The 10599-nt window shown below is 62.9% G+C and carries 13 protein-coding genes and 1 pseudogene; 3 read left to right on the top strand and 11 right to left on the bottom strand.

All coding sequences use genetic code 11. The features are described 5' to 3' along the window. Positions 1 to 160 precede the first annotated feature (160 nt). Positions 161 to 724: pseudogene (locus tag RMO23_RS02240) on the top strand (transposase); the annotation flags it as partial. Between the two features lie 244 nt (positions 725 to 968). Here the strand turns inward: RMO23_RS02240 and RMO23_RS02235 are convergent. The 8 genes from RMO23_RS02235 to RMO23_RS02200 form a co-directional block, all read right to left on the bottom strand. Continuing rightward, a complete protein-coding gene (locus RMO23_RS02235) occupies positions 969 to 1562 on the bottom strand; it encodes a DUF4337 domain-containing protein (RefSeq protein ID WP_309678469.1) in 594 nt (197 codons plus the stop codon). Position 1563: 1 nt separating this feature from the next. Then, entirely contained in the window at positions 1564 to 2058 is a 495-nt protein-coding gene (locus RMO23_RS02230) for a dihydrofolate reductase (protein ID WP_309678468.1), read from the bottom strand. Between the two features lie 18 nt (positions 2059 to 2076). Next, complete coding sequence (locus RMO23_RS02225) at positions 2077 to 2937, bottom strand: thymidylate synthase (RefSeq protein WP_309678467.1); 861 nt, start codon at positions 2935 to 2937, stop codon at positions 2077 to 2079. A 1-nt stretch (position 2938) separates the two neighbouring features. After that, the gene (locus tag RMO23_RS02220) at positions 2939 to 3253 is read right to left on the bottom strand and encodes a CcdB family protein (protein ID WP_309678466.1); all 315 of its coding nucleotides are present in this window, start codon (positions 3251 to 3253) and stop codon (positions 2939 to 2941) included. A gap of 11 nt (positions 3254 to 3264) precedes the next feature. After that, positions 3265 to 3504, bottom strand: a complete 240-nt coding sequence (locus RMO23_RS02215; RefSeq protein WP_309678465.1) for a type II toxin-antitoxin system CcdA family antitoxin — start codon at positions 3502 to 3504, stop codon at positions 3265 to 3267. Positions 3505 to 3587: 83 nt separating this feature from the next. Continuing rightward, a complete protein-coding gene (locus RMO23_RS02210; protein WP_309678464.1) occupies positions 3588 to 4262 on the bottom strand; it encodes a glutathione S-transferase family protein in 675 nt (224 codons plus the stop codon). Positions 4263 to 4325: 63 nt separating this feature from the next. Further along, a complete protein-coding gene (locus tag RMO23_RS02205) occupies positions 4326 to 5744 on the bottom strand; it encodes an FAD-binding oxidoreductase (protein ID WP_309678463.1) in 1419 nt (472 codons plus the stop codon). Next, positions 5741 to 6130, bottom strand: coding sequence for a DUF2069 domain-containing protein (locus RMO23_RS02200; RefSeq protein ID WP_309678462.1), 390 nt, complete (start codon positions 6128 to 6130; stop codon positions 5741 to 5743). The genes RMO23_RS02205 and RMO23_RS02200 overlap by 4 nt, the downstream gene beginning before the upstream one ends. A 36-nt stretch (positions 6131 to 6166) precedes the next feature. Between RMO23_RS02200 and RMO23_RS02195 the strand changes: the two genes are divergently transcribed. After that, the gene (locus RMO23_RS02195) at positions 6167 to 7378 is read left to right on the top strand and encodes a YihY family inner membrane protein (protein WP_309678461.1); all 1212 of its coding nucleotides are present in this window, start codon (positions 6167 to 6169) and stop codon (positions 7376 to 7378) included. A gap of 9 nt (positions 7379 to 7387) precedes the next feature. Here RMO23_RS02195 and RMO23_RS02190 read toward each other — a convergent pair whose 3' ends face one another. Continuing rightward, positions 7388 to 7741, bottom strand: a complete 354-nt coding sequence (locus RMO23_RS02190) for a DUF962 domain-containing protein (RefSeq protein WP_309678460.1) — start codon at positions 7739 to 7741, stop codon at positions 7388 to 7390. Between the two features lie 114 nt (positions 7742 to 7855). On the opposite strand from RMO23_RS02190, the gene RMO23_RS02185 reads away from it, so the two are divergent. Next, positions 7856 to 8272, top strand: a complete 417-nt coding sequence (locus tag RMO23_RS02185; RefSeq protein ID WP_309678459.1) for a thioredoxin family protein — start codon at positions 7856 to 7858, stop codon at positions 8270 to 8272. Positions 8273 to 8489: 217 nt separating this feature from the next. Here RMO23_RS02185 and RMO23_RS02180 read toward each other — a convergent pair whose 3' ends face one another. Both RMO23_RS02180 and RMO23_RS02175 read right to left on the bottom strand, forming a co-directional pair. Next, positions 8490 to 9308: an alpha/beta hydrolase gene (locus RMO23_RS02180; RefSeq protein ID WP_309678458.1), complete on the bottom strand. Its 819-nt coding sequence runs from the start codon at positions 9306 to 9308 to the stop codon at positions 8490 to 8492. Between the two features lie 2 nt (positions 9309 to 9310). Then, the coding region (locus tag RMO23_RS02175; protein WP_309678457.1) for an O-acetylhomoserine aminocarboxypropyltransferase at positions 9311 to 10599 on the bottom strand (1289 nt) is incomplete at its 5' end.

Below are 10599 nucleotides of genomic sequence, written 5' to 3'. Positions count from 1 at the left end.
GTCTTCAAGAACTCCTCTCGCCGCGTAGGCTTGCGGTACTGCTCGTAGCCCGATTGGTCTGCTGCCATGGCAAGGGTCTGTTGTTTCATCGTCATGTAACGCTTCACGCTCGGTTGCCGTGGACCTTAATCAGCGTAGCCTTAGTGCCAAATCGGCCTGCAAAGCGCGCAAGCCCTACGAATTCGGTGTCAAGGTGAGCGTTGCCATCACTCACAAGCAAGGGCTGATGGTGGGCGCCAGGAGCTTTCCCGGCAATCCGTGGGACGGCCACACGCTGGCCGAACAGGTCGAGCAGAGCACCATCTTGCTCGAAGACATTGGGGTCAAACCCAAGCAGGTCGTTGTTGATTTGGGCTACCGTGGAAAAGAGGTGGACGCGGCCAACCCGGGTGTTGAAATCATTCACCGGGGGCGCTACAAAACAATGAGCAAACACGAGCGCAAATTGCTCAAGCGCCGCCAGGCCGTTGAGCCGGCCATCGGGCACCTCAAGGCCGACTACCGAATGAACCGCTGCTGGCTCAAAGGCAGCATGGGCGACGCGTTGCACGCGCTCAGCTGCGCGGTGGGCTACAACCTGCGCTGGCTGATGCGGGCCGTAGTGCGCCTGGGCATTACAGGCTTTTTGTTTGCCCTACTTTTGACGCGCTGGATGACATCGTTCGCCACTCGGTATGTCGTCTATGAGCCGCAAACTGCTCACGCGAAGATGGTGCAGGCTTGATGCAGGCTGGTCGTTGCCTGATTTGAGTGAAAAATGAATTTTGCAGGGCCGACTAGCTACCCACTTTGGCCGCACTTCAAAGAACCGTTATGGGATGGTGTGGTTGATAAGTAATTGATTTATATGGAATTTTTACTTTTTTAGCGGGATTTCTTGGGCCTATATGGGACGCTAATTGATGTTCCAGGTCGCTATTTTCATGGTTTTATGGCTCCAGCCCAGGTAATACGCACACGAGCAGCTATCAAATATGTAGCAAAGCGAGGATGCCGAGGATCAGGCCGACGCCGGCCAAAGCAAACATGCCGTATTCCAGCCAGCGCTTGCGCGTCAACAGGGCAATGGCCGCCAGCGCGATGGAAACCTGCAGCACCGTGGTGGCTTGCGCCCAGCGGTGGTGCTGGTGCATCTGTTCGTCCGACGATTTGTCCCAGGTCGTGGCCTCGGACTCCAGCTTTTCGGCCGCCAGTTTGATGTCGCTCTTTTCTTTTTCGTAGCGCTCGATCTTGCTCTGGTAGCCGGCCTTTTTGTCGTCGGGTGCCAGGTCGCGGGCAAATTCGGCCAGCGACTGCTTGGTGCTCTTGGCCTGAAAGAAATTCCACTGGTTGGCCGCTTCGGTCTTCTTGATGGCAGCGGTGTTTTTATACAGCCCGGCATTGGCCTGAGTGGCCCCGCCCATGTACGAAAAAAGGGCGCCAACCGTGGCGATGATGGCCGTGACGACCGCAATCTGGGCAATCATCCCGCCGCCGCCGTGGCCGGCACTGTCGTGGCCCTGGGCCGCGTGTTCGAGCTCGTGGTCGTGGGGTCCGTGTACGTGAAATCCTGCGCCTGACATATTATTTTTCCTTGGTTCTGGTGTAAGTGACGAAGCTGAATGCCAGCCCGTTTGTCGATGTGTGGGACGTGCGCGCCATTTCAATCCAGCTGGCGCCCAGCGCGGGGGCGTAGGCATCGCCTTCAAAGTCCTGTGCAATTTCAGTGACTTCAATGCGGTGCGCCAGCGGCTCGGCCTGCGCGTAGATTTGCGCGCCGCCCATGACCCAGACCTCCTGCGCATTGGCGCTGAGCCGGAGCGCGTCTGGCAGGCTGGCGGCGGGCACCGCGCCGGCGGCCTGCCAGCCGGCCTGCCGCGTCACCACAATATTGACGCGGCCGGGCAGCGGGCGAAACCTGGGCGGCAGCGAGTCCCAGGTCTTGCGCCCCATGATGACCGGCCAGCCCTGGGTCAGCGCCTTGAAATGCGCCATGTCTTCTGGCAGGTGCCAGGGCATGACGTTGTCCTTGCCAATCACGCCGTTGGCGGCGCGGGCCCAGATCATATTGATGTGCATGGGGTGACTCGCGCCCGCCTAAACCGCCACCGGTGCCTTGATGGCCGGATGGTGCTGGTAGTTGAGAAACTCGAAGTCTTCAAACTGGTAGACAAAGATCGACTCGGGCTTGCGCCTGATCTGCAGCGTCGGGTAGGGCAGGGGCGCGCGGCCAAGCTGCAGCACCACCTGCTCCTGGTGGTTGCTGTAAATATGGCAGTCGCCGCCGGTCCAGATGAAGTCGCCCACGTCCAGATTGCACTGCTGCGCCACCATGTGCGTGAGCAGGGCGTAGCTGGCAATGTTGAAGGGCACGCCGAGGAAGATGTCGGCGCTGCGCTGGTACAGCTGGCAGCTGAGCTTGCCCTTGCCGCCCGGCTCCGTGGCCGGTGCCACGTAAAACTGGAAAAAGGCATGGCAGGGCATCAGCGCCATTTTGTTCAGATCCGCCACATTCCAGGCGCTGACGATGATGCGGCGCGAATCGGGGTTGGTTTTCAGGGTCTTGATGACCTCGCTGATCTGGTCAATATGGCCGCCCTCGGGTGTCGGCCAGCTGCGCCACTGCACGCCATAGACCGGCCCCAGGTCGCCGTCTTCGCGCGCCCATTCGTCCCAGATCGTCACGCCGCGCGCTTTCAGCCAGTTGTTGTCGCTGGAGCCCGTCAGAAACCACAGCAACTCCTGCACGATCGATTTGAGGTGAACCTTTTTGGTGGTGACCAGAGGAAAGCCCTCGTTCAGGTCAAAGCGCATCTGGTAGCCAAACACGCTTTTGGTGCCGGTGCCGGTACGGTCGGCCTTGAGGGCGCCGTGCGTGTCGACATGGCGCATGAAGTCTTCGTACTGGGAGCGGATGGGGCGTAAAGCCGGTGATTGGGATAAGGGTGAGGTCGGCATGTCAATAGGCTCCAAACAAAACATCGAGTGCGTCCACGATGGCTTCGCTCTGCGCGCCCAGGCTGAGTACCGGATTTTTCAGCTCCGCCGCGGGGAAGGCCGCCATGGCGGCGGTGTCGAGAACCACCTGCCTGCCAGCGATCTCAAAAAGTGGGTTCAGACTGCTCATGCGCTGGTCGAACAAATCTGCAGAGCGCATTGGCAGCACAACGCGGGTGGCAATGCGGTCGATGTGGGTGTTCTGCACATCGAGTAAATACGGCGTTTTCTTGCGCAAGACTGCATCGGGATGCATGTAGACATCAAAGCGGGCCATGTCGGGGGCCGTCAGAAGCTACGGTACTTCGCGAGCGGCAGGCCTTCTTCGGCAATGCGGGCGTTGTAGGCGTCAATCGCGTCCTTGTTGCGTTCGTTCCATTGTTCCCAGTAGCGGCGCTGGACTTCATCGGCAAGCAGCGTGTCCACCGTTTGCGAGATGTTCATGCCCAATTCCCTGGCAAGTTCCAGCGTGCGCGCGTTGATCGACAGATTGACCGGGCGCTTTGGGGCTTTGGCGGTAGTGCGCATGGGATTTCCTTGGGAGACGTGCATGGTTTATGCACATTATATCGTGCGCACGATTCATTCAGATACCTGGCTGAGTCTGGCTTTCAGGGCGTTGAAAACACTGCCGGGTCTGTCGTTGGTGTGACCGGCGGAGCCTGTGTTGCAGCCAGTTCCGCGTCTTTTTGCCGCGCCCATGCGACTGCGGGGCGGGCATTGATCCGGTCCATGTAGGCGCGCGTGACCGGTGTTTCCGGCACCAGACCAAACATCGTGGTCCAGGTCAGCGCGGTGCCCCACAGCACATCCGCCGCAGTGAATCTGTCGCCCAGCAGATAGGGGCCCTTGCCGAGTTGGTCCGTCAATGCCTTGAACATCGTGTCAAAGTCGCCGTAAGGCGAGGTGGACGGTGCGGCGGGTTCGCGCTTCATGGAGCGGTCCACCACGGCAGGCTCAAAACAGGAGCCATAAAACGTCATCCAGCGCAAATAGGGGCCGCGCAGCGGATCGCCAATCACCGGGGCCAGCCTGGCCTCGGGGTACAGGTCAGCGAGGTACAAGAATACGGCTACCTGCTCGGTGACCAATGCGTCGCCATGCAAAACCGCAGGCACCTTGCCCATCGGGTTGACTGCCAGATAGGCCGGCTGACGCTGTTCGCCGGTTTTCATGTTGAGCACATGCAGCTGGTAGTCGGCGCCCAGTTCTTCCAGCAAAATCAGCGCGCCGGAGGAACGGGTATTGGGGGAGTGGAAAAAGGTGAGCTGGGGTGTGGTGGCCATGGTGCGACGCCTGGTTAGTCGGGGTTGACGGGTGTGCTGCAGGAAATCATGCCTGACGCCGCATCAAACCCGAATCACCCGCCCCGGATTCATCAGGTTCTGCGGGTCCAGCGCCTGCTTGACGGCGCGCATCATGCCCAGCGCTACCGGCGATTTGTGCTGCTCCAGCTTGCCGAGTTTGAGGCTGCCGACGCCGTGCTCGGCGGAGATGGAGCCACCGAATCTTGCCACCGAGTCATACACCAGCGCATTGACTTCTTCTTCATGGTCGCGCAAAAACGCTGCGGCATCGCCCTCCGCCGGCGCCTGCACGTTGTAGTGCAGGTTGCCGTCACCGAGGTGGCCAAAGTTCACCAGCCGCACGCCGGGCAGGGCTTGCTGCAAGATAGCGTCGGTCGCTTCCACAAACTCCGGAATGCGCGAGACGGCAATCGAGATGTCGTGCTTGATGTTCAGGCCCTCTTCGGCCTGCGCCAGCGGAATGCTTTCGCGGATGTGCCAGAGCTGGTGCGCCTGCGCGATGTTTTCGGCCACCACGGCATCGCTCACGCAGCCTTGTTCGAGAGCGGTTTCCAGCAGGCGCTCGAATTGCTCACGGGCGTGGCTTTCAGATTCGGTATCGGAGTTTTCGAGCAGCACGCAAAATGCGCTGCCTTCATAGAGCGGCACGCGCAGCTGCGGGAAGTTTTTGGCGACCAGGCTCAGGGCAAATTGGCCCATGACTTCAAACCCTGTCAGGCCAGCCCCCAGATGCTGGTGCGCCAGCCCGAGCAGCGTCACGGCATGCTGCATCGACGGCACGGCGGCCCAGGCCGTGAGTTGCGCGGCCGGTTGCGGGTAGAGCTTGAGCGTGGCGGCGGTGATGATGCCCAGCGTGCCTTCACTGCCAATGAACAGATCACGCAGGTCGTAGCCGGTGTTGTCCTTGCGCAGACCCGACAGGCCATTCCAGACCTCGCCCTGCGCCGTCACCACTTCCAGCCCCAGGCATAAATCGCGTGCATTGCCGTAACGCAGCACTTGCGTGCCGCCGGCGTTCGTCGCCAGGTTGCCGCCAATCGTGCAACTGCCTTCGGCGGCCAGGCTGAGCGGAAACAGAAAGCCGGCTTGATCGGCCGTGTCCTGCAGGTTCTGCAAAATGCAGCCGGCCTCCACCGTCACCGTCAGGTTGGCGGCGTCCAGCTGGCGCACCGCATTCATGCGTTGCAGGCTCAGCACCAGCTGCCGGCCCGAGGCATCGGGTGTGGAGCCGCAGACCAGCCCGGTGTTGCCGCCCTGGGTGACGATGCTGACGCCTGCCGCCGCGCAGGCCTTGACGCAGGCCGCAACCTGGGCGGTGGTGCCGGGCCTGACCACGGCCAGCGCCTTGCCGCGTTCGCGCTTGCGCCAGTCCTGCTCCCAGGCGCTCAGGTCGCCGTCGGACAGCACCTGCGCGGCGCCGACAATCTGCCGCAGGGCGTCAAGAAGGCCGGCCTGGCTCATGGCGCACCCGCACCGGTCGCGGCCAGCGGTGTCGGGTTTTTAAGCCGCACCCGCACATGCAGCGCGCAGGCCACAAACAGCAGCAAACACAGCACGACTTCGATCATCGCCAGGTAATTGCCCGGCGGGCGGTCGCTCCAGGCGCGCACCGCGCCCTCGGTGAAATACAGCCACACCAGCAGGCTGACCCAGCGGTAGGTGTACATGCGGTTTTTCAGGATACCGGCCAGCGGAATGCACAGCGGCAGTGCCTTCAGGGCCAGTAGCGAGCCGCCGGGGCGAATCGGCGCCAGCCACAGTTCCCAGGCCAGGCCCAGCGCTATCAGCCCGATCAGGCTGCCCGCGGCCAGCCAGCGGGTCAGGTCAATTTGCGTTGCTTTGTTCATGTGAGGAGGGAATAGGTCTGAGGCATGATACCGGGGATGAAATTTCAGCAATCCCTGCAAGTCTTATTGTCAGACTTGTCGCATTTTCCGTGGCGCCACACGGCGCTGACCCTGCGCGACCGTTTTCGTGAAGACCACATGGGCCTGACGGCCAGCAGCCTGACCTTTACCACCTCGATCGCGCTGGTGCCTTTTTTTACCGTGGCACTGGCCATTTTTACAGCCTTTCCGATGTTTTCCAAGCTGCAGGGCGCGCTGCAGGCCTGGCTGGTGCAAAGCCTGATTCCCGACGACATTGCCCGGCAGGTGCTGGGCTACCTGAACCAGTTCAGCCGCCAGGCCAACAAGCTGGGGGTGGCGGGCCTGGCGGTGCTGCTGGTTACGGCGATTGCGCTGATTTTGACGATAGACCGCACGCTCAACGGCATCTGGCGCGTCAAAAAGACACGCTCGCTGACGCAGCGGGTGCTGATTTACTGGGCCGCCATCACCCTGGGGCCGCTGCTGCTGGCGGCCAGCCTGGCGCTGACCTCTTACGTGCTGTCGGCCTCCGGCGGGCTGGTCGGCGCCATGCCCGCCAGCCTGCGGTTTTTGCTGGATGTGGTGCAGTTTTTTCTGGTGGCGGGCGGCATGGCGGCAATGTACCGCTATGTGCCCAATACCTACGTCAACTGGGGCCATGCCTGGGCCGGCGGCGTGTTTGTGGCGGCCGGTATTGTGCTGGCCAAAAAGGTGCTGAGCCTTTATTTGAGCAACGTGTCCACCTATTCGATGATCTACGGCGCCTTTGCCACCTTGCCGATTCTGCTGGTCTGGATTTATGTGGCCTGGGTCATCGTCTTGATGGGCGCGGTGATTGCGGCGTACTTGCCCAGTCTGATGGCCGGCGTGGCGCGCCGCGGGGGCGGGCACGGCTGGCAGTTTCAGCTGGCGCTGGAGCTGCTGCAGCAGCTGCACCGCCCGCGCGATGGCGCCAACCGGGCTTGCGGTGCCTCCAGTCTGGCGCAGGCGCTGCAGGTGGACGTGCTGCAGCTGGAGCCGGTGCTGGAGGTGCTGACCGGGTTGGGCTGGGTCGGACAGCTGGTCGAAGAAGATGGCCAGGAGTCGTGCTACATCCTGCTGGCCAACCCTGACACGACGCCGCTGGAGCCGCTGATGCAGCAACTGCTGCTGGACAAAACCGAGTCGACGCTGCCGCTGTGGAGCCGTGCCAGCTGGGACGCGCTCAGTCTGCGCCAGGTGCTGTAAACCAAGTTCCTAGAGTTTGACCTTGCCGGCCCAGATGTCGCGGTACATTGCCCAGTCCCCCATAAAGCTGTAGAGCGGGCGCTTGAAGGACGCGGGCCGGTTTTTCTCAAAGCCAAAGTGGCCGACCCAGGCAAAGCCATAGCCGCAGAGCAGGCCGGCCAGCAGCCACAACGGGTTGCGCGTCAGCACCAGCGCGGCCAGGCACAGCAGGCTCAGGCTGGAGCCGATGAAGTGCAGGCGGCGGCAGCTGCGGTTGCTGTGCTCGCTCAGGTAAAAGGGGTAAAACTCGGCAAAGCTTTTGAAGCTGCGCGGGTCAACGGGCCCAGCAGCGGTGGCGGCCGAAGCGGAACTGGCGTTAGGCATGACGGGTCTCCTGCTCGTGGGGTGCTTGGCTTGCCGACCATAATATGGCAAGCGCCCGGCCCCTGCCATAGTGGGTTTCATCCCTCATTGGCCCATCCACCTGCCTGCCCCCAGATGACCCCAGCGATCCCATTGCCGCCTCAAACCCCGGGCGACACCGCCGCAAGCACCTGGGTGGTGTGCCTCTGCGCCGACTGGTGTGATCTGTGCGGCGACTACCGGGCGGTGTTTGAACAGGTGGCCGGCCAGACGGGCGGGCAGTCCCGTCACTTTCCTGGCACCCGTTTTGCCTGGCTGGACATTGAAGACCAGGCCGACTGGGTCGGTGACCTGGACATCGAGACCTTTCCCACCCTGCTGGTGGCCGACCGGCATGGCGTGCTGTTTCTGGGTCCGCTGACGCCGCAGGCGCCAACCTTGGTGCGCCTCTTGGGTGCGCTGCAAGCGCCCGACGCCCGCAAGGCGTCGCACACGGCGGTCACGGCCAGGCTGGTCGCCGCCTTGCCTGATTGGCCTGAACGCTGGCTTTGATCGGGCCGCAGAAAACGGCGCCGGCAAAACCTGCCTTCAACCCGCAGGGCAGAAACCGCTGCCCGGAGCACTCCAAAATCCGGAAATTTATCGATTTCAGGCGTCAAATAGCCCTGTAGCCCACGTATAACGCCAATATACCGCTCCTCTTTTTATAGCAAGCGGTTTCACCGCAGGCCAACGCTGCAGGGCGCACGGGGCCAACGGGACCCGCATGTCACGTCTGCAAAAAATCCCGGATCGCCATCAGCGTCTGCTCGGGTGCCTCCGTCATCTGGTGGTGGCCGACCGGCAGGCTCAGCACCTGCACCGCCAGGCCGCTGCTTTGAGCCTTGTCGATCAGCAGCCGTGCCGCCCTGGGCTGCGTCATCTGGTCTTGCGCGCCGAGTAAAAACAGCACCGGGCAGCTCACCTGCGCCATGGCGTTTTCGCCGTTGGCATAGCTGTCGCAGGCCTTGAAGCCGCGGTGAAACACATTGACTTGCGTGTTGCTGGCCAGCACGCGGCGGCCCAGCGCCATGCTGGCGCCATAGACCCAGGTGCCGGGCCCCAGCGCCGAGGGCGGCGCGCACAGCGTGCTGCGCGAGAACACATTGATCATGGTCAGCGCCTTCATCGGCTCGTTCAGCGCGGCATCGAGCAGCGCGGGCGACACCTTCATCGGAAACGCCGTGCCCACCAGCACCAGGTGGCTGACGCGATCCTTCAGTGTGGAGGCGGCCTGCAGCGCAATCAGCGAGCCCCAGCTGTGGCCGACCAGCGCCGCGCGCTTGGCGCCGGCCGCGTCCAGCAGCGCGGCCACAAAATCCGCCGCTTGCTCGACGCTGGCCGGCGCCTCGCCTTCGCTGCGGCAGTGGCCGGGCAGGTCCACGGCCAGCACGTTCCAGCCGTGGTTGGCCAGGTAGCGGCTTTGCAGGCTCCAGACGCTGTGGTCATTGAGCACGCCGTGGATGAAGACCACGCTGGGTAGGGCGGCATCGAACGCCTTGCCGCCGGTGTAGCAATAGGTGTTGTGGCCGTTGACGCTGAGGTACATGCTCAGACTCCTGCTTTCTCGGCAGACTTCAGCGCACGCTTCAGGTCGTCGATCAGGTCGTCCGGGTCTTCCAGCCCGATCGACAGGCGGATCGTGCCCTGGGTGATGCCGGCGCCGGCCAGCGCCTCATCCGTCATGCGAAAGTGGGTGGTGCTGGCCGGGTGAATCACCAGGCTGCGGCAGTCGCCGACATTGGCCAGGTGGCTGAACACCTTGAGGGTTTCCACAAAGGCCTTGCCCTGCTCACGGCTGCCTTTCAGGTCAAAGCTGAACACCGAGCCGGCGCCGCGTGGCAACAGCTTTTGGGCCAGCGCGTGGCTGGGGTGCGATTCCAGCATCGGGTGGCCGACGCGCGCGACCAACGGGTGGCTGGCCAGAAATGCCACCACTTTTTCGGTGTTGCCCATGTGGCGCGCCATGCGCAGCGGCAGGGTCTCGATGCCCTGCAAAATCAGCCAGGCGGTATGCGGGCTCATGCAGGCGCCAAAGTCGCGCAGGCCCTCGCGGCGCGCGCGCAGCAAAAAGGCGCCGACCGTGCTTTCCTCGCTGAACACCATGTTGTGAAAGCCGTCATAGGCCGCGGTCAGTTCCGGAAATTTGCCCGACCGGTCCCAGTCAAACGAGCCGCCATCGACCACGATGCCGCCTATCACCGTGCCGTGGCCGCTCAAGAACTTGGTGGCCGAGTGGTAGAGCAGGTCGGCGCCATGCTCAAAAGGCTTGATCAGCCACGGCGAGGTCAGGGTCGAGTCCACCAGCAGCGGCACGCCCGCGTCGTGGGCAATGCTGGAGACCGTGCCAATGTCCAGTACCTCCAGGCCCGGGTTGCCCACGGTTTCGCCAAAAAAGAGTTTGGTGTCGGGCCGCACGGCGGCGCGCCAGCCGGCTATGTCGCCAGGCTGCACAAAGGTGGTGTCAATGCCGAAGCGGCGCAAGGTGTAGTGCAGCAGGTTCTGGCTGCCGCCATACAGCGCGGTGCTGGCCACGATGTGCGAGCCCGCGCCCATTAGCGTGGCAATCGCCAGATGCAGCGCGGCCTGCCCGCTGGCAGTCGCTATCGCGCCTATGCCGCCTTCGAGTGCCGCCACGCGCTGCTCCAGCACGGCATTGGTTGGGTTGCTGATCCGCGAATAGACGTGCCCGGCGCGTTCCAGGTTGAACAGGCTGGCCGCATGGTCGCTGGACTCAAACACAAAGGAGGTGGTCAGGTGAATCGGCACCGCCCGCGCGCCGGTGGCCGGGTCGGGCGCGGCGCCTGCGTGCAGCGCCAGGGTGTCGAAGCCGGGGTCTG

The organism is Polaromonas sp. (assembly GCF_031411155.1).
Taxonomy (GTDB): Bacteria; Pseudomonadota; Gammaproteobacteria; order Burkholderiales; family Burkholderiaceae_C; genus Polaromonas.
This window is presented reverse-complemented; position numbering and strand designations above follow the sequence as displayed.

Coding starts and splice junctions, on each gene's coding strand:
- RMO23_RS02235 (WP_309678469.1), bottom strand. CDS start 1,562: ATGTCAGGCGCAGGATTTCACGTACACGGACCCCACGACCACGAGCTC.
- RMO23_RS02230 (WP_309678468.1), bottom strand. CDS start 2,058: ATGCACATCAATATGATCTGGGCCCGCGCCGCCAACGGCGTGATTGGC.
- RMO23_RS02225 (WP_309678467.1), bottom strand. CDS start 2,937: ATGCCGACCTCACCCTTATCCCAATCACCGGCTTTACGCCCCATCCGC.
- RMO23_RS02220 (WP_309678466.1), bottom strand. CDS start 3,253: ATGGCCCGCTTTGATGTCTACATGCATCCCGATGCAGTCTTGCGCAAG.
- RMO23_RS02215 (WP_309678465.1), bottom strand. CDS start 3,504: ATGCGCACTACCGCCAAAGCCCCAAAGCGCCCGGTCAATCTGTCGATC.
- RMO23_RS02210 (WP_309678464.1), bottom strand. CDS start 4,262: ATGGCCACCACACCCCAGCTCACCTTTTTCCACTCCCCCAATACCCGT.
- RMO23_RS02205 (WP_309678463.1), bottom strand. CDS start 5,744: ATGAGCCAGGCCGGCCTTCTTGACGCCCTGCGGCAGATTGTCGGCGCC.
- RMO23_RS02200 (WP_309678462.1), bottom strand. CDS start 6,130: ATGAACAAAGCAACGCAAATTGACCTGACCCGCTGGCTGGCCGCGGGC.
- RMO23_RS02195 (WP_309678461.1), top strand. CDS start 6,167: ATGAAATTTCAGCAATCCCTGCAAGTCTTATTGTCAGACTTGTCGCAT.
- RMO23_RS02190 (WP_309678460.1), bottom strand. CDS start 7,741: ATGCCTAACGCCAGTTCCGCTTCGGCCGCCACCGCTGCTGGGCCCGTT.
- RMO23_RS02185 (WP_309678459.1), top strand. CDS start 7,856: ATGACCCCAGCGATCCCATTGCCGCCTCAAACCCCGGGCGACACCGCC.
- RMO23_RS02180 (WP_309678458.1), bottom strand. CDS start 9,308: ATGTACCTCAGCGTCAACGGCCACAACACCTATTGCTACACCGGCGGC.